17 protein-coding genes are annotated in these 24,806 nt (G+C 47.6%); 7 read left to right on the top strand and 10 right to left on the bottom strand.

Translation table 11 applies throughout. The features are described from left to right. A complete protein-coding gene (gene psrA / locus EZV61_RS16365) occupies positions 1-675 on the bottom strand; it encodes a TetR family transcriptional repressor PsrA (protein WP_114338083.1) in 675 nt (224 codons plus the stop codon). A gap of 355 nt (positions 676-1,030) precedes the next feature. Between psrA and EZV61_RS16360 the strand changes: the two genes are divergently transcribed. Beyond that, positions 1,031-2,866: a M2 family metallopeptidase gene (locus tag EZV61_RS16360; RefSeq protein WP_131417026.1), complete on the top strand. Its 1,836-nt coding sequence runs from the start codon at positions 1,031-1,033 to the stop codon at positions 2,864-2,866. 75 nt (positions 2,867-2,941) lie between these two features. Here EZV61_RS16360 and EZV61_RS16355 read toward each other — a convergent pair whose 3' ends face one another. The 6 genes from EZV61_RS16355 to EZV61_RS16330 all read right to left on the bottom strand — a co-directional run bounded on the left by EZV61_RS16355 (position 2,942) and on the right by EZV61_RS16330 (position 11,859). Next, the gene (locus EZV61_RS16355) at positions 2,942-4,237 is read right to left on the bottom strand and encodes a CinA family nicotinamide mononucleotide deamidase-related protein (protein ID WP_240695230.1); all 1,296 of its coding nucleotides are present in this window, start codon (positions 4,235-4,237) and stop codon (positions 2,942-2,944) included. 22 nt (positions 4,238-4,259) lie between these two features. Beyond that, complete coding sequence (locus tag EZV61_RS16350) at positions 4,260-4,757, bottom strand: SixA phosphatase family protein (protein ID WP_131417024.1); 498 nt, start codon at positions 4,755-4,757, stop codon at positions 4,260-4,262. A gap of 113 nt (positions 4,758-4,870) precedes the next feature. Further along, positions 4,871-7,951: an efflux RND transporter permease subunit gene (locus tag EZV61_RS16345; protein ID WP_131417022.1), complete on the bottom strand. Its 3,081-nt coding sequence runs from the start codon at positions 7,949-7,951 to the stop codon at positions 4,871-4,873. Next, complete coding sequence (locus EZV61_RS16340) at positions 7,948-9,060, bottom strand: efflux RND transporter periplasmic adaptor subunit (protein WP_158538009.1); 1,113 nt, start codon at positions 9,058-9,060, stop codon at positions 7,948-7,950. Before EZV61_RS16340 ends, EZV61_RS16345 begins: the two co-directional genes overlap by 4 nt. Positions 9,061-9,079: 19 nt before the next feature. Then, a complete protein-coding gene (locus EZV61_RS16335) occupies positions 9,080-10,138 on the bottom strand; it encodes an efflux RND transporter periplasmic adaptor subunit (RefSeq protein ID WP_158538008.1) in 1,059 nt (352 codons plus the stop codon). Between the two features lie 212 nt (positions 10,139-10,350). Then, on the bottom strand, positions 10,351-11,859 hold the full coding sequence (locus tag EZV61_RS16330; protein ID WP_131417020.1) for a fumarate hydratase: 1,509 nt from the start codon (positions 11,857-11,859) through the stop codon (positions 10,351-10,353). 189 nt (positions 11,860-12,048) lie between these two features. Here EZV61_RS16330 and pabB point away from each other — a divergent pair, with 189 nt between their 5' ends. After that, on the top strand, positions 12,049-13,449 hold the full coding sequence (gene pabB, locus EZV61_RS16325; RefSeq protein WP_131417018.1) for an aminodeoxychorismate synthase component I: 1,401 nt from the start codon (positions 12,049-12,051) through the stop codon (positions 13,447-13,449). Then, complete coding sequence (locus tag EZV61_RS16320) at positions 13,450-14,013, top strand: NUDIX hydrolase (RefSeq protein WP_131417016.1); 564 nt, start codon at positions 13,450-13,452, stop codon at positions 14,011-14,013. Between the two features lie 13 nt (positions 14,014-14,026). Here the strand turns inward: EZV61_RS16320 and cysB are convergent, their stop codons facing one another. Beyond that, on the bottom strand, positions 14,027-15,001 hold the full coding sequence (cysB, locus tag EZV61_RS16315) for an HTH-type transcriptional regulator CysB (protein ID WP_114337995.1): 975 nt from the start codon (positions 14,999-15,001) through the stop codon (positions 14,027-14,029). A gap of 175 nt (positions 15,002-15,176) precedes the next feature. Between cysB and EZV61_RS16310 the strand changes: the two genes are divergently transcribed. The 3 genes from EZV61_RS16310 to EZV61_RS16300 are packed head-to-tail and all read left to right on the top strand — an operon-like array spanning position 15,177 to position 18,298. Beyond that, on the top strand, positions 15,177-16,775 hold the full coding sequence (locus tag EZV61_RS16310) for a tetratricopeptide repeat-containing response regulator (RefSeq protein ID WP_131417014.1): 1,599 nt from the start codon (positions 15,177-15,179) through the stop codon (positions 16,773-16,775). Continuing rightward, positions 16,772-17,470: a sensor histidine kinase gene (locus tag EZV61_RS16305; RefSeq protein WP_130565859.1), complete on the top strand. Its 699-nt coding sequence runs from the start codon at positions 16,772-16,774 to the stop codon at positions 17,468-17,470. The genes EZV61_RS16310 and EZV61_RS16305 overlap by 4 nt, the downstream gene beginning before the upstream one ends. 60 nt (positions 17,471-17,530) lie before the next feature. Continuing rightward, on the top strand, positions 17,531-18,298 hold the full coding sequence (locus tag EZV61_RS16300) for a DNA repair protein (RefSeq protein WP_130565860.1): 768 nt from the start codon (positions 17,531-17,533) through the stop codon (positions 18,296-18,298). A 112-nt stretch (positions 18,299-18,410) separates the two neighbouring features. On the opposite strand, the gene topA is transcribed toward EZV61_RS16300, so the two are convergent. Further along, positions 18,411-21,050: a type I DNA topoisomerase gene (gene topA, locus EZV61_RS16295; protein ID WP_130565861.1), complete on the bottom strand. Its 2,640-nt coding sequence runs from the start codon at positions 21,048-21,050 to the stop codon at positions 18,411-18,413. Between the two features lie 202 nt (positions 21,051-21,252). Between topA and astB the strand changes: the two genes are divergently transcribed. Beyond that, on the top strand, positions 21,253-22,590 hold the full coding sequence (gene astB, locus EZV61_RS16290; RefSeq protein WP_131417012.1) for an N-succinylarginine dihydrolase: 1,338 nt from the start codon (positions 21,253-21,255) through the stop codon (positions 22,588-22,590). A gap of 68 nt (positions 22,591-22,658) precedes the next feature. Here the strand turns inward: astB and EZV61_RS16285 are convergent, their stop codons facing one another. Further along, a complete protein-coding gene (locus EZV61_RS16285; RefSeq protein ID WP_131417010.1) occupies positions 22,659-24,767 on the bottom strand; it encodes an Ig-like domain-containing protein in 2,109 nt (702 codons plus the stop codon). Positions 24,768-24,806: the final 39 nt, after the last annotated feature.

Raw genomic sequence — 24,806 nt, 5'->3', positions numbered from 1 at the left:
TCAGACCTTCAAAAAAGTAACGTGGTTATCTTCATTACGAAGATTCGTTGGAATAGGAGCACTCACCCCAGCTGCGATATAGGGTATAACCCGTCGAATGACATCTTCGATATCAACAGACTGATTAAAATCAGCATCTGATATTTCGCTCAAAGCTTGTTGCGACGCCATCGTAAAAATAACCGTACCAAGGGTGAAATGCAGACGCCAAAACAGATCACTGGCAGACAACTCCGGATACGCGGCGCGCACCGCTTCACTGATCCTTTCAATCACTGCGCCGTGATTAGCAATCAAATACCAACGCAAGTGCCCCTGCGTGTCGCTATAGCCTCTACCTAGCAACTGCATAAACAACGTTGTGCCCTTCTCCCTAATACCATTTAATAGCAGCAAGGGCTCAACAAACGCCTCAAACACCTCGGTCATTTCAGGGCGCCGTTGCTGTTTAAGCAAGTTGCTAAGCGCTTCATCAAGAGCTGGCATAAATGTTTGGAGATAACGCTCCAAAACTGCACGGATCAGCGCCTTTTTTGAGCCAAAATGATAATTAACTGAGGCCAAATTGACTTCAGCTCGCGTGGTGATCAGTCTTAACGACGTATCGGAGAAGCCGCGCTCTGCAAACAGCAGTTCTGCTTCATCTAAAATTCTTGTTTTCGTATCAAGCCGCACTAATACCAACCCCGAATTCAAACAGTTGTTTCAAATGTATGTTTAAGCCGTGCGCGTGTCAAGCGACTGATCTGACCAGAACTTTGCTCACCAAGATAAATCAGTAATAACAACCGGTTTTCCATGCACTTATCACGCATATAAACGCACTGAGAATATTTGCTAATTTCCGGAACTAAAGGCGCTGAAAGGCATCTAATGTTTTACGTAAATTACTTTTTACGCACAATATCTCTCCCTGGGCCCAGCAAACTGTTCTGTCGCTTACTGCTGGGTCTTTTTTTATCTGCTTGCCTTCTCTAACATGTCTGCGTCCACTCCAGGGACCTTAGATAAAATAAAAATAGGACTAAACATGTCAAACCCAGAGAAATTTCGCCGGGGTTTACTCGCGATCACACTGGCCAGTGCACTGGCAGCATGCGGAGAGCAAGCTGTCGAGCCTAAGCAGATAGAGATCGATCCCGCTTCACTTGCTGCATCCTTCCTTATCAATGCCGAAGATGAATTGGCGACATTACGCAAAGAGCTATATCGAGCTGAATGGATCTACCAAAACTTTATTACTGAAGACACCGCTTCATTAGCTGCTGACGCAAATAGCCGTTATACCGCGGCGCAAGTGCGGCTGGCCCATGAGGCTGCTAAATTTGATGGCATTGACCTAGCTGCCTCAACCCGGCGCAAACTCGATATATTAAAATTTTCCATCGTACTCCCCGCCCCGGTTGATGCAGACAAAAATGCCGAGTTAGCGAAACTGGCTGCGGATCTCAATGGCATGTATGGCAAAGGAAAATACTGTCTCAGCGCAGACAACTGCCTGACTTTACCTGAAATGAGCAACATCATGGCTAGCTCACGTGATGCCGACGAACTACTTGCTCTGTGGCAAGGCTGGCGCGACGTATCACCTCCAATGAAGCCTTTATATGAGCGCCAGGTTTCCTTGGCTAATGAAGGTGCCAAGGCGTTAGGTTTTAACGACTTAGGGACGATGTGGCGCAGTAACTACGATATGTCACCGACAGACTTTTCAGTAGAGATGGATCGTCTATGGGGACAAGTTAAACCGCTATACGAAGCACTACACTGTCATGTTCGAGCGAAACTAGGTGAAACCTATGGCACAGACTTAGTATCCCCCGATCAACCTATCCCAGCCCACTTACTGGGTAATATGTGGGCGCAAACCTGGGGCAACATCTACAATATCGCAGCACCTGAAGATGCCGATCCAGGCTTCGACCTCACCACGCAGCTCGCTGTCCACGGCTACGATGAGTTAAAAATGGTTGAAGGGGCCGAGCGCTTTTTTACTTCTCTAGGTTTTGAGCCGCTGCCTGATACATTCTGGCAACGTTCGCTATTCACCCAGCCTGCTGATCGTGATGTAGTTTGCCATGCGTCTGCTTGGGATCTGGACGACCAAGAGGATATTCGCATTAAAATGTGTATCCAGAAAACAGGTGAAGAATATGCGGTTATTCACCATGAGTTGGGACACAACTTCTACCAACGTGCATACAAAGAGCAATCAACGCTATTCCAAAACAGTGCGAACGATGGCTTCCACGAAGCCATTGGGGACACTATTGCGTTAAGCGTTACCCCAGAGTATCTGCGTCAAACTGGCTTACTCACCGCGGAAGAGATACCCAGCGCGGATAAAGATCTTGGCCTGCTGATGAAGATGGCGATGGATAAAGTGGCATTTCTCCCATTCGGTTTGCTGGTTGATAAGTGGCGTTGGCAGGTCTTTTCAGGTGACGTATCGCCACAACAGTATAACCAAGCATGGTGGCAGTTACGTGAAGAGTATCAGGGCGTAAAGGCGCCTATCTCGCGAGATGAGAATGCATTCGATCCTGGTGCCAAATATCATGTTCCCGGCAATACACCATACGCGCGATATTTCCTCGCACATATCCTGCAGTTCCAATTTCATCGTTCCTTATGTGAAATGGCGGGTAATGAAGGACCAATTCACCGCTGCACGATATACGGCAACAAAGAGGTCGGCGAAAAACTCAATGCGATGTTAGCCATGGGCGCAAGTAAACCTTGGCCTGAGGCATTGGAGATCGTCACTGGCAGTAAGCAGATGGACGCAACAGCGATCCTAGACTATTTCGCTCCCCTAAAAACCTGGCTTGATCAGCAAAACATTGGTCGTCAGTGTGGTTGGTAACGACATCTACACCATATAAACAGGAACGGCCCTTGCGGGCCGTTTTTTTTACTAAGTCGTGTCTCTCATAATGCGTTAGCCGGGTCTCCTCTCCTCTACCCGCTGAATAAACTCATAGTCACCTAATACCGTTTCGCCGTTAAGAAACCGACGTAACATATCTAACGCCATCGCCGCTGCGATTTCTCTGATCAAAGTGCGACCACGATTCGGTAAACGCAACATTTGGCTGTAACAGCCTTGAGGGGTTGCTAAGGAGAAACCAACGGTCCCAACAGGCTTTTGTTCACTACCGCCATCGGGGCCGGCAATACCTGTGACGGCAACTGCAAAGTCGGTACGTGCTTGTTTTCTCGCTCCCTTAGCCATCGCTTCCGCCACTTCAAGTGACACCGCACCATGCTGCTCAATAAGGGCTTCAGGTATGCCTAGATCTTCAGATTTAGCGCTATTCGAATAGGTCACATAGCCCCGTAAAAAATAAGCAGAGCTACCGCTTTGCTCTACCAATTGCGCAGCGATCATACCGCCGGTACACGACTCCGCGAGAGATAAGGTTTTACCATGGCGCAACATCAAACGCTGGATCTCTGCAGCGAACCCCTGGTTATGATGGCAAAACAGATTTTCCCCAAGCAGATCCGTAATCTGTTGCTTGGCCGACGCAATATCTGGTTGCGGTAAACCCGCCGTGTATTTCAACTTCACTTCTATCGATGGCATCGCCGATCGATAACCAAGCACTGCACCAGCAGGCAACTTGATAGGATTTAGAGCGTCACTGAGCTTAGATTCACTTAAACCAAAAGTCAGCCAGCGCTCAATAGTTGGCGCCTCTGACCTGGCAATATCTTGTAGTACAGGCAGAATAAAATGCTCAACCATATACTTGAACTCAGATGGCACTCCCGGCGTAAAAAATAACTCAGCACTACCTAAAGGAAAGCGAAAGCCACAAGCGCTACCAACCGGATTGTCAATTAGCTGGACACAACCAGGCAGCATCGCCTGCTTACGATTACTTTCTGGCATTACCCGTCCCCGCTGAGCATAACGGGACTCCATCACGCGGGTCCACTCACCAAATTCAACCAAGGGCTCATTCAAAGCAAGGCTTGCTGCTTCGGCACTAAGATCATCCGTTGTTGGTCCAAGACCACCATTGACTATCACTACCTCTGCATGTTGGCTAGCATAGAGAAAGGCCTGCTGCAGCGCTTCCAGATCATCGGCCACGGTTAATCGCCAACTCATCTGCAAACCATGGTCATTCAGTAACTGACTAAGCCAAGCGGCGTTAGTATCAACAATATCCCCTTGCAATACTTCATCGCCAGTACTGATCATCGCGATACGTAATTGATCCATCATTCCTCTTCTAAAACAGCTCCGATCATTCAGAGACTTGGGAAAACACAAAATTGCTTTTCGGACAATCCGCATCAAGCAAATGCCAAACGCCGCTTGTTTCATCGTATTCAAGCAGTACACAGCATAAGGTCGGCATCTTCACACTGCAATTAGGAACCAGCTGTGTGACTAAACTTTCCAAGGTGGGATTATGACCTATTAGCCATATCAGCTCATTATCTCCCCAATAAGACTGCATTCGTGACAAAAATTCATCGGCTGCAGCGGTGTATATCCAGGGGCATATACTGAGCTTGTCGATAGTAATAGACAAGCCGTGACAAAGCCCAAGTGCTGTGGAATAAGCTCTCACCGCATGGCTGCAACAGATATGATCAGGGGTGTTATCTCTCAAGATATTTCGCCCCACCATCACATCAAGGTTACGATAGCCACGGCTATTTAACGGCCGCAGCAGATCACCAATAGCGTCGAGAGTCCACGAAGATTTTCCATGCCGGATTAGCATTAAACGTTTCACAGCTCACCTTTCGAACAACCCCATATCAGCTTATATCCAAGCAAACAGTGGGCAAAATGCCAATAAAAAAGCCCGGCTTTAGCCGGGCTTCCTAACGTCACACAATTAACTGGTCACAGTTCGCTCAACGGACGATATTTAATGCCATGGAAGACCATAAAGATGACAGGCACAACCAACAGCGTCAGCACCGTAGCAAAACCTAAACCAAACATAATGGTCACCGCCATATCAACGAAGAATGCATCGCCAAGTAAAGGCAGCATACCTAATATCGTCGTAATAGCAGCCATGGCCACAGGGCGTACACGGCTGACACCCGACATAAAGATCGCTTCGTATGGTTCGGTACCACTCTCCAACTCCAGGTTAATTTGATCAAGCAGTACAATACCGTTCTTCAATAGCATGCCCACCAAACTTAGCGCACCAAGCAGAGCCATAAAACCAAATGCCGCGTCCAACACCAGCAAGCCAAAGGTAATACCAATCATCGCCAACGGCACGCAGCACCAGATCACCAGAGGTTTCTTGAAGGAATTAAACAAGAAGACGGTGATCAGGAACATACTCAAGAAGCCCATCGGCAGCGAACCGAACAGTGCCGATGATGCGTCACCTGATGCTTCATATTCGCCACCCCACTCCAGGTAGTATCCACGTGGTAACTCTATCGCTTCAATGGGCCCCTTAACCCGCTCAAATACCTGAGCTGCCGTCTCTTCACCTAACAGATCATGATCGGCAATCACAGTTAATGTACGCTTACGATCACGACGCTGAATGATCGAGTCTTCCCACGTCAGTTGATACTGAGGAGCCACCTGCTGGATTGGAATGTACTGCTGCAGCGTAGGACTCCAAATCTGCAGTGACTCATAACTGGTAATGTCGACCCGCTCTTCATCAGGCAAACGCACGACAATGGGCAACATATCCGTACCATCACGATACAAGCCCACATTTCGACCTGAGAAACTCATATTAAGCGTGTTATCCAGGTCGCTACGGCTAACTCCCGCGCGGCGCGCTAACGACTCATCGAACGCAGGACGAATAAGTTTTGAGCGTTGACGCCAGTCGTCGCGAATATTAGTGGCCACAGGATCATTGCGTAAAATCTGCTTCGCCTGCTCTCCTAACTCTCGTAGTACCGCAGGATCTGCGCCTGTAAAACGAGCTTCAATTTTACCGGCCGGCGATGGCCCGATCTCCAAGTTTCTTAGCTTAATCAATGCCTGAGGATAGGTAACGGCAAACTCATCGCGCAAACGAGACATCATTGGATGCATCTCTTCTGAGCTATTGGTGTTGATCAATATCTGAGCATATGCCGAGTAACTTTTCTCTGGCTCATAGGTCAGCATGAAACGCTGGGCACCTTGGCCTGTCGTGGAGGTGACTTGTTTTACCTCTGGCTGCTCCATGATCCAGCCTTCCATTTCACTCACAACATCGTGCGTGTAACGAATATCACTGCCTTGAGGTAGCCAGACATCGACAAGGAAAATAGGCGTTGTTGCAGGAGGGAAGAAAGCCTGCCGAACGTGACCAAAACCAACAATAGACAAAGCCAACAGGGCAACCATCAACCCCAGAGTGAACCACTTAAAGCGCATACAGGCGTCCAGTGCCTTTTTATAGAGGACGAACACAGCGCCTTTGTAAGGGTCTTCTTGCGGCTTACTCTCCTCACCTTCAGCTTGCGGTTCGGCTTCTTTAAAGAACATATTGGCAAAAAATGGCGTCAAGGTAATCGCCGTGAACCAGGACATCATGAGTGAAATCATCAATACCCAGAACAAACTGCCGGCAAATTCACCGGTAGAGTCATCAGACAGACCAATAGGAGCAAAAGCGGTAATCGCGATAACGGTAGCACCTAGTAATGGCCACTTGGTCTGTTCAACGATATCGACAGCCGCCTGCAGCTTGGTGCGCCCTTTCTGCACACCGATCAATATGCCTTCAACCACCACAATAGCATTATCCACTAGCATCCCCAGGGCAATAATCAGAGCGCCCAATGAGATACGTTGCAGATCAATGGCCATCTGCTTCATAAAAATAAAACTGCCAAAAACCGTCAACGCGAGGATCAAACCGATAAGCACGCCACTCTTTACGCCCATAAAGAACAGCAGCACCACCACTACAATCACAACTGCAGCGACCAAATTAAGGATAAAGCCTTTAACAGACACGGCCACACTGCTTGGCTGGTCATAGATGTAGGTCAATTCCATGCCAAGAGGCTTGGTGTACTCCAGATCAGCCATACGATCACGCACTGCTTTACCGATATCAACAACGTTGACACCTGAAGCAAATGATATCCCCATGCTGATCGCTTGTTGGCCCTGAAAGTTGTATATGTTGGTAGGGATCTCTTCATAGCCTCGGTACACCCGAGCGACATCGCGCAAATAAACTAACTTGTCCGACCCGGCTCCAGCAATAATCAAATTTTCCAGTTCTGTGACGTTAGTAAACTCACCGGTAGAATAGATACGGATGTACTCATCTTCATGACTCACCGATCCCGCTGGTGCGACAATATTTTGAGTACTTAGCAGATCAAAAATTGTATCTGGCGCGATCCCAAGTGCAGACATTTTGGTGTAAGAGATCTCAACAAATACCTCTTCGTCTTGCACACCGGCTAAATTAACTTTACCGACACCATTAATGACCTCGACCTCTCGCTTCACAAAATCAACGTAGTCATTAAGCTCTTTATAGCTATAACCTTCACCGGTAAACGCAATCATCACACCATAAACATCACCGAAGTCATCATTAACTAAAGGCTCACTGGCTCCCGGTGGTAACTGCGGGGCGGCATCGCCAACCTTTCGGCGCAGCTCATCCCAAATCTGTGGCAATGCCTCTTTGCCATACTTATTCTTCATCGTTACAGTGATTTGCGATAAGCCAGCCGTTGAAATCGAGGTTATCTCCTTAACATAAGAGAGCTGCTGGATAGCCATCTCTAACTTATAAGTAACCTCTTCCTCTACCTGTTGTGGTGAAGCACCAGGATAAGAGGTGACAATAACCGCATCCTTAATTGTGTATTCGGGGTCTTCAAGCTGACCCAAACCCAAATAGGCACCAAATCCACCTAACGCAAAGATCAGTGTTAATAACCAACTGATTACTTTATTTTTTATTGAATATTCAGCAATGGTCATCCCTTGATCTCCTTCTCTGCAACAACTTTAACCGGCGCGCCTTCAAACAACTGCTGCTGTCCGTATGTCACAATAACGTCCCCAGGTTTGACCCCACTCTTCAACTCAATTCCTGTCCTTCCTAACTTACGTGTTTCAACCGCATGCATAGACACTGATTTCTCATCGTCGGACAACTTCCACACAAATGTATTTCTGCCATCGATGTCACTATCAGGGCGAAATACAACCGCTGAACTAGGTAGGTTGATCCCCTGAAATGAATCCCGTTCGATATCACTCATGTCGACAGTGACCACGGCACTCATGCCTGGAAAAATTGGCACATCAACGGGGTTATCCATTAAGAGCTTCGCTAAATAGGATTTAGTCTGAGGATCTTTTTCTGTTTCAAACTCATACGAGGTTGCGGTATAGACCTTGCCAGGTAAGCTCTCAAATCTCACCTGAAACGCCGCCTTCCGGCTCTCTCGATCCGGTTTTGCCAGAGCCAATAGCTGCTCAGATACGTTGACCTGCACTTCCAAGGTTTCTGCATCATGTAGCGTTAAGATCGCCTCTCCTACTCTGACATTCTCAAAGTTATCGGCAATGACTCTGCCAATAATGCCGTCTTTCGGCGCCCGCAACTGGGTAAAGCCAAGATGAATTTTGGCTAATTCATGATTCGCCTTAGCAATCAGATATTCCGCTTCCAGCTTGTCACTTTCCGACGCTGAAATGGCCCCCGTTTTAATCAATTTCTGGGCCCGCTCAAAATTAAGCTTGGCTAACTTGTACGTTTCTTTAGTGTCGGTCACCTGGCGCTCATAATCTGCAGCATCCAATGTCGCCAGCAGATCGCCTTTTTTGACGTTCATACCAGACGTCACGGGCAAGGTCTTTAGTTCACCTTCAACTCGAAATGACAAGTGACTCAAGTTATTCGCCTGTATCACCGCCGGAAAATCCCTCTTTGTTCTGGCGATATCTGAACTTACACGCACCACTTCAACATTTTGCGGCGCTTTCACCGCCTGCTCTGCAGGCGTACAGGCCATTAAACCTGTGGCCAATAGCGCGCAAACGGTATGCGCTAAAACTCTCGGCTGAAAAGTCATGTATTTCATTACTTTAATCCTCATTCCTTTACAGCCCGCGTTCGCGAACCCATTCCTGAACACGCATACCATCGGATAATAAACGGGTACCGGTCAAAGCCAATATATCTCCGCTCGTTAACGGGCCTTTAACCTTCAAACCCGCGGCGGACTGGCCGATGACCTCGACGTCAACAGCGGAAACAGTCATTGTCTCAGGTGCTATACGCCACACTTTAAGATTATCCCCTTCACCCACAACCGCGGTGACCGGTAAGACATAGTATTCAGATTCATGTGGATCTAGAGGTGACATATCAATTTCAACCTCAGCTGTCATACCAGTAGAAACATTAAAATCAGTTGGCGTCGGTAAAGATAAAGTCACCTCATAACTTAAAGTGCTAGCATCCGCTTCTGTATCAACCTCAGTAACCGCAGCAAAATAGCTGTATTGGGGCTGTGCAACAAAACGGACGAGAGCTTTCAGATCTAAAACAAATTCCCGCGATAGCTGAGTCACGACATTTTGTGGAACTTGGATCTTCACGTCGGTCATCCCATCCGCTTGAATATTGAGGACTTGTTGCTTAGCTATCACATAGTCCCAATTTTCCGCCGCGGTACGGGAAACAACCCCATCAAAAGGCGCACGCAAACTGGTATACCCTACATTTGCTTGGGCTTGCTCAAGCGCTGCCTTTGTCCGGGCTAACAACGTTCTGTTTTGATCATGCATCTGCTGACTGACCAGCTGATCCTTAACTAAACGTTCCGTACGTTTAAACTCCACCAAAGCAAGTTGATAGTTAGCTTCAGCCTTATCTTTAGTTAATTTATATTCGATGGGATCTAAACGCGCTAGCAGTTCACCCTTTTTAACCGATTGACCAGCCAAAGCGGGGAATTCAATCAGTTGACCTGGGACTCGGAATGCTAAAGAGGTTCGTTGACTGGCTTCCGTTTGCCCTTGAAAAACCCGCAGACTTCTTTCCCCTGGTGAAGTTAATCTAAAGACTTTAATCGGATGAACAACATCTGCGTGAGCAGAAACCGTTTCTTCAGCGTGAACAGTGCCAAAGAGCACGCTGCAAATACTTATGAACATTGCAGCAACACGTTTCCAACTTAGGAACACCATATAATTACCTACCGTGGTTCAACACATGACAGAACAAAGAATTGACTATGCTTCAGACTAGTCAATCCTTTGATTAAATACGACTATTAACGCTTACAAAAGTGCAATAAAAAGCCACAAAACGCAGCGGTTGCCGCGTTTACGAACAATAGGTTCAAAAAACCAACGCCCGCTGATGATTAAACATCCTGGAGTTTAACTTTCCACTCTGCAGGGCCTGTTACATGAGCGGAAGTCCCAGTGGAATCAACAGCCACTGTCACTGGCATATCTTCCACCTCAAACTCATAGATGGCTTCCATACCCAACTCTTCAAACGCAACAACGCGAGATTTCTTAATCGCTTTTGCGACTAAATAGGCCGCGCCACCCACGGCCATTAAATAAACCGCTTTATGTTGTTTAATTGACTCTACCGTTGCAGGGCCACGCTCTGCTTTACCGATCATGCCTAGTAAGCCCGTTTCACCCAACATGAGATCCGTGTATTTGTCCATTCGTGTTGCCGTCGTCGGACCTGCTGGCCCAACAACCTCAGAGCCCACCGCATCGACCGGCCCCACGTAATAGATAAAGCGGTTGTTGAAATCCACCCCATCCGGCAATGACTCTCCACGATCGAGCATATCCTTGAGTCGTTTATGGGCTGCATCACGCCCTGTCAGGATCTTACCGGACAGCAACACAGTCTCACCCGTACGCCAACTCTGCACATCTTCAGCCGTCACAGTGTCAACATCCACTCGGCGCACTTCATCATCCACCTCCCAGGTAATGTCAGGCCAATCGCTAAGCGCTGGCGGTGTTAAGTTGGCAGGGCCTGTGCCATCAAGGGTGAAATGGGCGTGACGAGTGGCAGCGCAGTTCGGGATCATCGCCACAGGTAAGCTTGCGGCATGAGTCGGTGCAGTCTTAATCTTCACATCTAAGACGGTGGTAACCCCGCCAAGCCCCTGTGCTCCGATGCCTAACTTATTCGCTTTTTCGAAGATCTCCAGACGTAACGCTTCTTCTTCGTTTTCTGCGCCTCGCGCTTGGAGCTCATGGATATCCACCGGATCCATCAGTGACTCTTTCGCTAACACAGCTGCTTTTTCTGCAGTACCGCCAATACCTAGGCCCAACATGCCAGGGGGACACCAGCCGGCTCCCATACTCGGTAACGTCTTAATCACCCAGTCAGCGATTGAATCATTTGGGTTGAGCATGACAAACTTCGACTTGTTTTCTGAGCCGCCACCTTTGGCCGCGATCATGATTTCAACTTTGTCACCCTTAACCATTTCGACATGCACAACTGCCGGTGTATTGTCTTTGGTGTTTGTGCGTTTGCCGACGGGGTTACTAACAATAGAAGCACGCAACGGATTGTCAGGGTTGCTATAAGCACGGCGTACACCTTCATCAACCAGCTCCTGAACCGTCATATCACCTTCAAATTGCACCTTCATGCCAATTTTGACAAAACAAGTGACGATACCGGTATCCTGACAAATAGGCCGATGCCCTTCAGCTGCCATTCTGGAATTTATTAATATCTGCGCAATAGCATCTTTCGCCGCCTGACTCTGTTCAGCGTGATAGGCCTTCTCCATTGCCTGCACAAAATCTAGAGGGTGGTAATAGGAGATAAACTGCAGGGAATCTTCGATACTTTGGATAAAATCTTGTTGCCGGATCAGAGTCATTTGTATGCTACCTCGCAGGTTTGGCGGTCACATTCCAACATTGCCGCTTTTATATTTTTATGGCTATCGATTCTTTACACGGCTAGACAAGGGTATTATCCAGCCAAATATAACGGGGTTCTGAAGATATGATACTCTCGGTAGCGACACCAAACTACCCCGTTTAGCGCACGTTTTAACAGATCCAGAGTGAATAATTTGTTGCATCTTCATCACTTTACCGGCGAAGCCGATAGTTTACTGCAAGTATTCTCAACAATTGCTGAGCGTCCATGGTCGATGCTGCTTGATTCTGGCACTTCATCCCACACAGATGCCCAATACGACATCGCCGTGTTCTCACCCAGACTCGTACTCATCGCCAAGAATGGCAGTAGTCAGGCAACCAGTAATACAGGCGCCGATATCCCGTGTCCGGCAGAGCCATTTGAAGCGATGCGCTGCTTACAACAGGAATTTATGCCCGAGCTACCATCCTGTGAGCTGCCATTTTGTGGCGGTTGGCTGGGCTACTTTAGTTACGACTTGGGTCGCTACATCGAAAAGCTCCCGAACACCGCAATCGATGATATTTCACTGCCGGATCTTGCTTTGGGCTTATATGACAAAGGGCTGATTCGCCACAAACAAAGCGGAAAAGTAACAGCGTTTGCTTGGTCGGCAGCGGGTCTCGAAGAAGCTAAAGAGCTTTACTTATCTTCGAACCAGGCAGCCTCTGAACTGCAACCATTTTCATTGATCAGCGACTGGCACTCTAATATGACGCCCGAGTCCTATGCTGAGAAATTCCATCAGGTGCAGTCATTTCTACGCAGCGGGGATTGTTATCAAATCAACCTCGCCCAGCGTCTGCACGCGCACTATCAAGGCAGTGAATGGCAAGCATTTAAAAAATTACACAGAGCAAATAACGCCCCCTTTTCAGCGTACATTAAACTACCTGACACAGTGATAATCAGTTTATCACCTGAACGCCTGCTGCTACTCGACAATGGCCGTATTCAAACGAAGCCCATTAAGGGGACTCGTCGCCGTAAGTTGTGCGACGCAGAAGATGAAGCAGCAGTGAATGACCTACTAACTGCGGAAAAAGATCAGGCAGAAAACCTGATGATCGTTGACCTATTACGTAATGACTTGAGTAAGGTGGCCACCGCCGGTAGTGTTCGCGTGCCGAGCCTTTTTGCTGTCGAAAGTTTCCCTGCCGTACACCACCTTGTTAGTACCATAGAAGCTGAACTTGCTGATCACGCTGACTGTTACGACCTGCTCAAAGGCGCCTTCCCCGGAGGCTCAATTACCGGCGCCCCCAAAGTGCGCGCCATGGAGATAATTGAACAGCTTGAGCCTCATCGGCGCAGTGCATACTGCGGTGCCATTGGCTATTTAAGTGCATGCGGACGTATGGATACCAATATCGCTATTCGTACACTCATCGGTGAAAAACAGACGATGTACTGTTGGGGCGGCGGGGGCTTAGTCGCAGACTCTCATTGTGATGAGGAGTATCAGGAAACTCTCGATAAGCTGGCTAAGATCCTACCCATTCTTAGCGAGACAAAGTCTCCCTCTCAGGCTGACGACACATAGATGAAACTCGAAGCACTACTCAACCGTTTTTTACTCCATCCGCCGCCGCCCTCACAGAGCTACAACGGTGAAATCGAAGCGGCGGTTCTCGTTCCTTTACAATTGGTTGATGGCCAATTGCAGATCGTATTTACCCGACGGCCCGATGATATACCTCATCATCCAAATCAAATTTGCTTTCCCGGCGGCAAACGGGAGCTCGGTGATACAGATTTAATGGCGACGGCGTTACGTGAAACAGAAGAGGAGTTAGGAATATCAGCATCGACTATCAAGGTTCTGGGTGTCTTACCATCACGTATTACCCGCACTGGATTTTTCGTTCAACCCTTTCTAGGCATGCTGAGTCACGACCAATTTTCACCCGATCCAGTTGAAGTAGCAGAACTATTTTCCTTACCGGTATCGGAAATTCTTCAACCACACGCTTTCCATGGGGAGACAGTCGCAATAAACAATGAGCAACTAGAGATATTCGGCAGCTACTCGTCAAACGGACTGATTTGGGGGATGACGGCCCACATCCTAGTGGACCTAATCAAGCAACTAAATGCACCGACCTAACGGAGCGCCCCTTTTAAAGAACAGGCAATTCTGAATTGGAGAATAGCCGTTCAACCTCTTCAACATTTCGCATCAACATCGCGTGTTCAACAACATCTCGGGTTAGATGCGGTGCAAAGCGCTCGATAAAGTCGTACATATAGGTACGCAGGAAAGTCCCCTTTCTAAACCCAATCATAGTAGTGCTGCGCTCAAATAAATGGCTGGCATCCAAAGCAACCAAGTCTTTATCATCGTTTTCATCCACTGCCATGGTCGCGATCACGCCAACCCCAAGCCCCAAACGTACATAGGTTTTTATGACATCAGCATCAGTCGCAGTAAATACGATGCGAGGAGAAATACCCGCCTGATTAAACGCCGTGTCTAATTCAGAGCGTCCGGTAAATCCAAACACGTACGTCACTAATGGATACTTAGCGAGTTCGTCTATCGTCAACTCTTTGCACTGCGCTAAAGGGTGATCAGGTCGTACGACCAAACTTCGCGTCCAATGGTAGCAAGGCAACATCACAAGATCGTGATATAAGTGCAACGCTTCCGTCGCAATAGCAAAATCCGCCTCCCCTTTGGCTGCGGCCTCGCTAATTTGGCTTGGCGTTCCCTGATGCATGTGCAACGACACTTTAGGGTAACGATCCATAAAGCCTTTGATCACCTTAGGTAAGGCATATCGAGCCTGAGTATGGGTGGTGGCGATATTAAGCACCCCCTGATCCGGTTGAGTGTGCTCTTGGGCGACCGCTTTGATACTTTCAACTTTCGATAATATGCTGGTGGCAATGTTCATCACCTCTTGCCCAGCAGGTGTCACGTGAGTGAGGTGCTTGCCACTGCGGCCAAAAATTTGAATACCCAACTCATCCTCGAGCATTCGTACCTGTTTGCTAATGCCTGGCTGAGAGGTATATAAACTCTCTGCCGTCGCTGAAACGTTCAGGTTGTGGTTAACCACTTCTACGATATAACGCAATTGCTGTAGTTTCATTGCCCGCCAAACATGGTTGTTGCCATCATGATTTAAAATTCTATGTCATAAACGCCGCTATGACAGTGAAATTTAATAAAAAACCGTTATCTCTCCCTCAAATACTGCTCATTTGACTTTACGATCACGTCAGTTTGACCAATCCTTTAGCTAAACATTCAAGGGAGTACCGCCGTTGGCAAACGCCAACTCAATGACAGCACACTTCCAACGTTATTCGAAAAGACGATTCTTGGTCATCGATGACTTTTCTGAGTTCCGCATGACCGTCAAGAAGATGCTGGAAGAGTTTGGTGCTAAGCAGATTGACTTAGCCAGTAACGCTGAAGACGCCTTTGAGCTCTACAGTGAGCATCGTCACGACGTCGTGATATCTGATTTCAACCTAGGCGATGGCAAAGATGGTCAGCAACTGTTGGAAGAGCTTAGCCAGTTAGGGATATTACGGCGAGATACTCTTTATCTGATGGCATCGGCCGAGAATTCACTGCATATGGTGATGGGGGCACTAGAGTGTCGTCCAGACGATTACCTTACAAAACCATTTACCAAAACGACCTTACATACACGTATCGATAGGCTGCTAGCAAAAAAACAGCTACTCTCGCCGCTGCTCAAAGCATTAGATGAGAAGAACTACCCCCTCGCTGAACAACTAGCAAATCGCTTGATTCAAACAGAGCCAAAAGCCAGAGCCACCAGCCTTAGATATCTCACAGAGATCTATGTTGCTCAGCATAAATGGACTGAAGCCCGACATATTTTTAATGCTGCTGTAGAGACTCGGCCATTGCTTTGGGCACAGCTTGGCTTGGTCGAATGTGACTTAGCAGAAAATAAAGCAGAAGAAGCCCTAACCTCTCTAGATCCACTTTTAGAGGCTAACCCACTCGCAGTGCAAGCATGGGATTTGAAAGCGCGAGCATTAGAGATGAGTGGCGATCTGAGCGACGCACAAGCCGCACTGCAGCAGGCTATCCAACTCAGCCCCAGAAGCCTGTGCCGGTTGCGTAACGCTATCAGACTTGCACAAAAGAACAGTGACCTTGATGGAGAGTTACGTTACTTCAGGTTACTCACAAAATTGGCTAAAACATCCGCATTGAAAACCCCTGATGACTTTATCCAACGACAACAGGTGTTACTCAAAAAAATCCAAACAAGCAGTGGCTTAAACAAAAAGAAAGTAGTAGCCGAACTCCAGACTGCGCTCAAAGAAGACCAGAAGCTATACCCCTCATCAATGCTTATGCTCTGGTCCATCGCGCTTGCCCGCACCCAAGCCGCGCTTCTCGAAGAGAAGTACGCCGCGGCTAAAGAGAGCTTTCAGCGGTTAAAGAAAGAGCTATTACCATCACTCAACTGCATCCAAGAAACTTCCTTCCTCACGCAGATCAGTGATGTGTGCAAACAACTAAAAGAAACCGAAATGCAGGAAGCAATAGCGACGCAAATAAACATCGTGGCAAACTCAACGGAAGAAAAGTGCACCGACAATGTCTTAGCATTGAAGGCGTATAAAAAAGGTAACTTCAAAGAAGCTATTCGGTTTTTCAACACCGCTCATCAACAGCACCCCAATAGCATTACTATTGCGATTAATTTAGCGCAAGCACTGCTGAAACATGCAGAAACAGCCACACTTACAAGAAACGAAAAGCTGACCTGCAAAAGCTGTTTAGCTTTAAGCAGAAGGCTGCCCGATAGCGATGCGAGAGCAGGTAAAGTGCAGCAGCTTATCCAACGCTACGCCAATTTAAGAGAGAGCGAATGAGTACCACAGCAAACAAACCGAGCATTGATTTTGCATCAGTGCTAGCAACCAGTGTTCATGACATGAAGAACAGCCTGTGCATGCTCATCCAATCCTTAGATACTTTGGCGATGCAGATCACTGAGGAAAACCCCAAATATGGGCCTGAGCTTGCCAACTTGCATTATGAAGCGTCGCGACTTAACGGTGATCTGCTCCACCTGCTCGCCTTGTACCGCGCTGATCAACAACAGTTACCCCTGCATATCGAAGAGTTTTTTATTGAAGATCTGGTCGAAGAGCTAATATCCAGAAATCAACTCTATATCAGCTCCCGCAAAATTGATGTGGAACTTGATATCGAGTCAGATCTCGCCTGGTATCTCGATCAGGATCTGATTGGATCCTTGCTCAATGACGTCCTCGTCAACGCGATGCGCTACACAAAGAACAGAATTGAAATCAAAGCACAGGAAGAAAATGGCTACCTTGTGATGCAAATCGTTGATAATGGAGGAGGTTATCCAGATGAGATGCTAACCTTAAACCAGCCTATTCAAGACAATTTCAATATTCAAACTGGGCGAACGGGGTTAGGCCTCTTCTTCGCACGACTGATTGCTGCCGCACATAAACGGGGCGATCTGTGTGGTAACATAGAACTAAAGAATAAAAGCGATTCGGACGGCAGTGTTTTCACCTTGAAGCTACCCTAATCTCTTGAATTTCGTTAAAGTAACCGGGCTAGTACCCATACAATTAAATCGGGCTTAATCATGACCTTTACCATCGTTATAGTTTTGATAGGTATCCTGCTGTTGCTGGTGATCGGCGTTAACGTGATTCAGCAGCACAAAGAGAAAGTAGAAGCTGAGAGACGTGCCGAATTAGCCCGACAAAGAGCAATTATCGACGAAACGGAAGAGTTGCTCAGCTACGCATCTAAGCTGCCTATGACCAAAAATGTCACTTTGATGCTTTACAAACGCAATATTGAGGCGTTAAACGCTTTACTAGAGGTCTCTTCTGAAAGTATTGAGATAAACAAGCGGATGCGTGCGTTAGAGTCATTAATAGCGCAGATAAATAAAGAATTTACTGAGCCTGATGAAGCTTCATTTAACTACCCAGACAGCGAGAAAGTCGCTGTTCAGTTTGTTCAGGGGATCAAAAAGTTACGTTTGGTGTTGCGTTCAGAGCACAACAAAGGGCGTATAGATCCTTCAACCTTCACCAAAGAGGAAAAGTTCCTCGACCGTATCCAACTAAAAATAAGTGTCGAAAATGCACTTAAGAGAGCGCTTGCTGCTCGAGCACTCCGCCAATTTGGCTCCGCACGCGAGCTTCTGGATAAGGCTGAAAGGCTGCTGCATAACCAGACAAACCCCGATGAATATATCAGGGAGAAGATCCTTGAAGTCGACAGACTATCTGAAGATATTGCTAACTCGGTTAAGAAAGAGAGTGACCAGCAAATATCAAAACGTCAAGAACAAGAGAAAGACGATCTCGACGTGTTATTCCAGCCGAAGAAAAAGTGGTAACCCTCCGGCAAAGCTAAGAAATGAACATAAAAAAGCGGGCTTAATCAGCCCGCTTTTTTATTATCTAAATATCTAGCGATGCGAACGGGGGCATCCAAAGCCCCTCGTCCCCTTACGAAGATTTCTTCTTTCTGGCTGCAGGCGCTTTAGTTTGCTCACGCCATTTACCATCTTCGTACACAGCCATCCACCCCGTCTGTTTACCGTTTACTTCACTGGTAACATACTGAGTCTTCGTCTTTCGACTAAAGCGTACCAACGAACGATTCCCTTTATCATCGGTTGCTGGCGCATCAGCCAAATAATGGAACTTCGGCGAAATACGGCTACGGAAACGACGTAGCTCATCAACAAATGGCGCTCTAGTCTCGCGGGATTTAGGGAATGTGCTGGCAGCTAAAAATATTCCTGCAGCCCCATCTCTAAGTACAAAATGTGCATCAGACTTTTCGCATTTGAGCTCAGGCAGTTGCACAGGGTCTTCTTTCGGCGGCGCCGCTTCCCCTGATTTAAGCAGCTTACGAGTGTTCTTACATTCACTGTTAGTACAACCAAAGTACTTACCAAATCGGCCAGACTTCAGCTGCATTTCGGATCCGCACTTATCACACTCTAAGACCGGACCATCGTAGCCCTTAATCTTAAACTGGCCTATTTCTACATCAAAACCATCGCAGGTTGGCGCATTGCCGCAAATGTGTAACTTTCGCTGTTCATCAAGCAAATAACTATCCATCGACGTGCCACACTTGCCACAACGCCTTCTGGCAACGAGCGCTTGCGCTTCCGCTTCATCATCGGCGTCTATGGCAACCGCCTCATCACCGGGCACCAAATTCAACGTCGTCGTACAACGCTCTTTTGGCGGCAGGTTATAACCTTCACAGCCTAGAAACACTCCCGTGGATGCTGTTCTGATACCCATCTTCCGAGAACATGTTGGGCACTCAATCTCTGTCAGCACCATCTCGTTACGGCGCATCCCGCCCTCTTCCGGGGGCAACTCGGCTTTATCTAATTGTTCTTTAAATTCAGCATAAAACTGATCCAGTACTTCCTTCCAGCCTTGTTGGCCTGAAGCGATCTCATCCAGCCTATCCTCCATCTCAGCCGTAAAGCTGAAATTAAGCAGATCAGAGAAATTCTCAACCAGCCGGTCATTAACGATCTCGCCCATCTTCTCGGCATAGAAACGGCGCTTATCGACACGTACATAACCACGATCTTGGATCGTCGAGATAATCGATGCATAGGTTGACGGCCTACCGATCCCTCTTTTTTCCAGTTCTTTTACTAAAGATGCTTCGCTGAAGCGCGCCGGAGGCTTAGTAAAGTGTTGGCTCGGATCCAAAGATTGCAACGCCAACATATCGCCAACAGCAACGCTGGGCAGTACCACATCCTCTTTCTTACCAGCTGGTGGCTGAACCCGAGTCCAACCATCAAAACGCAGCGTACGTCCCTTTGCAGTAAGCTCGTAGCCCGCTGCAGTAACACGGATAGTGGAAGCGTCATACTTCGCAGGTACCATTTGACACGCAACAAACTGACGCCAAATCAACTCATACAGGCGAACGGCATCACGTTCCATATCACCAAGACTATCGGCAACGCGAGTGACTTCAGAAGGCCGTATCGCTTCGTGCGCTTCCTGAGCCCCTTCTTTACTCCCATACGCCAGCGCTTTGCCCGGTAAGTAACTCTCACCGTACTGTTCGGAAATAAACTCCCTCGCCGCAGCCACCGCTTCTTGACTCAAATTGGTCGAGTCCGTTCGCATGTAGGTGATGTAACCCGCTTCGTAAAGACGCTGCGCCATGGTCATGGTCTTTTTCACACCAAAGCCCAAGCGCGTGCTAGCCGCCTGCTGCAGAGTCGAGGTGATAAACGGCGCTGACGGACGGCTGGTTGTCGGCTTATCTTCTCGTTCCGAAACGACAAAATCAGCGGGCTTCAACGCAGCCAATGCGGCGTCAGTGGCCTTTTTATCGGCTAAAACTAATTTACTGCCATTATATTTGGCCGCTTCAAGCTGAAGCTGTGCTCCGGCTTTCGTCAATGTATTGGCATGAATATTCCAGTATTCATCTGGAACGAAAGCTTTAATTTCGCGCTCACGCTCGACCACCAAACGTACGGCAACAGATTGCACTCGCCCAGCGGATAGTCCCCGTGAAATCTTCTTCCACAGCAACGGCGACACCATAAAACCAACAACGCGGTCAAGAAAACGCCTGGTTTGCTGGGCGTTAACACGATCAACATTTAACTCACCAGGTTTTGAGAAAGCCTCTTGGATCGCATTCTTGGTGATCTCATTGAACACGACACGACGATATCGCTCAGGCTCGCCACCAATAATCTGCTGCAAATGCCAAGCAATCGCTTCCCCTTCTCTATCCAAATCCGTCGCCAGATAGATAGTGTCGGCAGAGTTGGCGATCTTGCGTAACTCGTTGACGACCTTCTCTTTACCCGGCAGCACTTCATAGTGCGCCTCCCAGGATTTTTTCGGGTCGATTCCCATCCGCGTCACTAAGGCTTTATAATCTTTCTTTTTCTTTAACTCCGCCTTCTCTTCCGCAGACAAACCTTTTGTTGACTGCCTTTCCGCGGGCGCGCGCCCTTTGCTGCCTGTGGGCAAATCGCGTACATGACCGACACTGGACTTAACGACAAATTCGTTTCCCAGATACTTATTAATAGTCTTCGCCTTGGCTGGAGACTCTACAATTACCAGTGATTTAGACATACTTTCCTGTCATCAATCGTCCACCATTGGACTTCTATATATAGAGGGTTAACCCGTCAGATGCATTTCTGTCAACATCAATCGACACAAATAGGTCATATTGTCGATCGGGTCACCATAGGTTTACCGCGATGTTTTCACTATAATCGGGCGGTAGTTCAAAAAAACAATAAAAACACAGCCCCATAACTCCGGAGCCTTAATGAAATACGTAGAAGCTAATTTTGATGGCCTTGTTGGGCCAACCCACAACTATGCGGGGCTTTCCGTTGGCAACGTCGCTTCACTCAACAATGCCGCAGCAGTTTCTAACCCCAGAGCCGCGGTCAAGCAAGGTCTAAGCAAAATGAAAGCCTTGCATGATATGGGTATGACACAAGGCGTTCTTGCGCCTCAGGAGCGTCCTGACGTCTATACCCTTCGTCGCTTAGGTTTTTCAGGCAGTGATGCTCAGGTGATCCAACAAGCCGCGAAACAAGCGCCAGCATTACTGATGGCATGCTGCTCTGCCTCCAGCATGTGGACAGCTAATGCAGCCACCGTCTCACCCAGTGCAGACACAGCAGATAAACGCGTACATTTTACGCCTGCCAACTTAGCGAACAAGTTCCACCGCTCACTAGAGCCGACGACAACAGGGCGTATTTTACAACGCATCTTCGACTCTGAGCAGCACTTTGCCCACCACCAACACCTACCAGACAACGATCTATTTGGTGACGAGGGTGCGGCAAACCATACACGATTGTGTAGTGATTATGGAACAGCAGGAATAGAATTATTTGTATTTGGTAAGCATGCCACAGATCTTAGCAAACCAGCACCGAGCAAGTTTCCAGCACGCCATACCTTGGAAGCGTGTCAGGCAGTGGCGCGCTTACATGGTTTGAATGAAAGCAATGCACTTTTCATTCAACAAAACCCCGACGTCATTGATCAAGGTGTATTCCATAATGATGTGATTGCCGTTGGTAACGGTAACGTGTTGTTTTACCATGAACAAGCGTTTGCCAATTCAAGCCTCGTTATCGAAGAGATAAAAAGCAAGTTCGGTGACTCATCGCTTTATTTGATAGAAGTGAAAACGAGCGAAGTTTCCGTACAAGAAGCCATCAAAAGCTATCTATTCAATACTCAGATCATCACCCAAGCTAACGGTGACATGGCAATTATTGCCCCTACCGAATGTCAAGAACATCCAGCTGTGCACGCTTACTTAAGTGAGTTAGTTACTCGTGGCACACCTATTAAGCAGGTCCATTACTTCGACGTGAAACAAAGTATGCAAAATGGTGGTGGACCGGCTTGTTTAAGGCTCAGAGTTGCTTTAAGCGAACAAGAGTTAGCCGCAGTAAACCAGCGATGCTTGATCAGTGACACACTGTTCGCACAGCTTAATGAATGGGCAGATAAGTATTATCGTGATCAACTGAGCTTCGCTGACTTGGCTGATCCAGCGCTATTGACCGAGAGCCGGGAAGCCCTAAATGGATTAACTAATATCCTGAATCTCGGAGCTGTCTATCGATTTCAATCGTAAATATATACCAAAATACAAGCACAAAAAATAAGGCGCCATATTGGCGCCTTATTTAATAGTAGAGTGTATTAGTTCACATTTATAACCCAAAAGGCGCCTGAGCCATCACTGTATTCCGCAGTGACCTCGACCGTACCAGTTCCTCTATAACCAAAATCAAACATCGCAGTCGATGGGCAACCTTCCGTATCTATGTCCCTAGCAGGGACAATCACGTTCGTTGCATCGGCATGGATCACCTGGTTGGTATTTTCTTGAATATCACTCGCGCCCCCTACTATCTCCACCGGATCATTTGCTTTATAGCTAACAGACGTAGCGAAGGCCATTGGCGTTCTCATCACGCCGCCTTCAACCGTGGTGTACTCCTCGTAAATACAGAGATCAGCTGCACCATCAAAAGCGTGCAGATATCGGTTGCCATCAGCATCGTAAGTTGCTGATTGATTTGCCAACGTACAAAGCTCATCACCACATACAAAAGCGTAAAGCGCCCCGCGGTCTGCCATTTGTATCGTTCTCTCAGTAAAAACATCTAACAAGTCAGTGGTACAGTCCTGGCCGTTACATAGCTGGCCGTTAAACTGTCCATTATTACCTTGGTAAGTTAAGTCTTGGTTATAGTCAATGAACTCTTCGGTTTCGCCACGGACACCGTCTTCATTTGCATCAACAAAAGCTTCTGGTAAATCAGGAACAATATCAATACCTACGTCGTAAACACCGTTCACGTTAACGTCGATAAAGAACTCAGTCGCAGAGGTAAAGAGACCGTCACCATTCATATCGGTAAAGCTTTCTTCCCCCTGAGCAAAGGCCATAACATTTACTCGACCATCATCAGGACGGAAATCCTGGCTTCGCCACTTAACAGTACATGCACCATTTTCAGTTTGACAACGGGGTTCAATCGCCCCGCCCTCACTGACAAAAGAAACTGCAAAGCCATCAGGAACCGGGTTACCAAAGTGATCAGCTGCGCGAATAGTTACGTCAACCTCCACACCATCAACCGTCCAAGCCAGAGGGTTGTACTGAGATAAACTGAGGGAAAAGCTATCAATAGTCGGTAATCCACTACCAATACTTAACAAACCCGAAACCGCAGAATAAACCGTACCAGCTTCAGTCGTTAACGTCGCCTGCACACGAGCGGAGCCAGGAATCGTACCGGCAACTACAGAGGTACGTACTTTACCTTCGGAGTCAGATCGAGCAGTCATTTTCTCTGCTGGAATCGCAGTTCCACCAGCCGCAGTAAATAGCGCAAAATCAACATCTACTCCCTGTAATGGCGCGCCAGACTCATCATTAACGATAAAGGTCACTTCAGAAACAGTCTGTCCACCTGACCCTCTCAGTGTAATGTAGTCAGGGTCAGCACCAAAGTATTCAATTCCTGCTGGCGACGCTTCTGCAATTTGAATAGTGACTGTATCCGTCGCGGTATTTGCGCCTACGGTCACATTTGCAGAAATAGTATCTTGAGCAAGGCAACCTTCAGGGCGGTAAGTAGCAGTGGCTATACCGCCAATAGCAGTTACCTCGGTATCAATACTAGCTGTTCCTTGGGTAACACAAGCCGATGAGAAGGTGACGACGACAGGCGTATCAAATGCAGCACCATCAGATGTCACTTCAGCTGTCACCGCAAGGGTTGCGCCATCAACTAGCTCTTCATCTTCCCCTAACGTAGTACTTATATCTAACGCAACATTAGCACTGCCGATCTCCAAAAAATCTTGGTCTGTCGCTGTGTCATAGTCAGCATCAATAGTCGCTAAACCTTCATCGGAGCCCGCCAAAATCCTAACAAAGGCTTCACCTGATGAGTTGGTAAGTACTTTGCCATCTTCAGGGCTAAGCACACCTTTATCTGAACTGACCGTCACCAATTGACGATCAACTGTTCCGGTCTCACTGTCATTTGTTATCTGCACATAGATAACCGCGGGGCTACCAATGCTGAGTGAATCGGTTTCAGTACAACCATCAATTGAATTAGCGTTAGGATCTGGACAATCCCAAAAACTAAGCTCGATATCAATAATTGCGTCGACTGGATCGACTGGGTCAACTGGGTCCTCCGTAGGCTCCAACGAATCACCACCGCCACACGCAGCTAAAAATAAAGAAGCTAGCAATATCCACCAGCTCTTGCGGGCCATCGTTCTCATCTTTGTCTCCCTAGAAGCTATCCATCTCTTTTTGGATAG

Source organism: Corallincola luteus (assembly GCF_004336975.1).
GTDB classification, from domain to species: domain Bacteria; phylum Pseudomonadota; class Gammaproteobacteria; order Enterobacterales; family Neiellaceae; genus Corallincola; species Corallincola holothuriorum.
Note: the sequence above shows the minus strand (reverse complement) of the source record. Positions and strands in the feature narration are given on the sequence as shown.

Bases quoted from the DNA above. Each gene is read 5' to 3' on its own strand.
- EZV61_RS16335 (WP_158538008.1), bottom strand. From the start codon at position 10,138: ATGTTCATAAGTATTTGCAGCGTGCTCTTTGGCACTGTTCACGCTGAA.
- EZV61_RS16330 (WP_131417020.1), bottom strand. From the start codon at position 11,859: ATGACTCTGATCCGGCAACAAGATTTTATCCAAAGTATCGAAGATTCC.
- cysB (WP_114337995.1), bottom strand. From the start codon at position 15,001: ATGAAACTACAGCAATTGCGTTATATCGTAGAAGTGGTTAACCACAAC.
- EZV61_RS16340 (WP_158538009.1), bottom strand. From the start codon at position 9,060: ATGAAATACATGACTTTTCAGCCGAGAGTTTTAGCGCATACCGTTTGC.
- EZV61_RS16345 (WP_131417022.1), bottom strand. From the start codon at position 7,951: ATGACCATTGCTGAATATTCAATAAAAAATAAAGTAATCAGTTGGTTA.
- EZV61_RS16300 (WP_130565860.1), top strand. From the start codon at position 17,531: ATGACCTTTACCATCGTTATAGTTTTGATAGGTATCCTGCTGTTGCTG.
- EZV61_RS16305 (WP_130565859.1), top strand. From the start codon at position 16,772: ATGAGTACCACAGCAAACAAACCGAGCATTGATTTTGCATCAGTGCTA.
- EZV61_RS16285 (WP_131417010.1), bottom strand. From the start codon at position 24,767: ATGAGAACGATGGCCCGCAAGAGCTGGTGGATATTGCTAGCTTCTTTA.
- EZV61_RS16360 (WP_131417026.1), top strand. From the start codon at position 1,031: ATGTCAAACCCAGAGAAATTTCGCCGGGGTTTACTCGCGATCACACTG.
- EZV61_RS16320 (WP_131417016.1), top strand. From the start codon at position 13,450: ATGAAACTCGAAGCACTACTCAACCGTTTTTTACTCCATCCGCCGCCG.
- EZV61_RS16355 (WP_240695230.1), bottom strand. From the start codon at position 4,237: ATGATGGATCAATTACGTATCGCGATGATCAGTACTGGCGATGAAGTA.
- topA (WP_130565861.1), bottom strand. From the start codon at position 21,050: ATGTCTAAATCACTGGTAATTGTAGAGTCTCCAGCCAAGGCGAAGACT.
- astB (WP_131417012.1), top strand. From the start codon at position 21,253: ATGAAATACGTAGAAGCTAATTTTGATGGCCTTGTTGGGCCAACCCAC.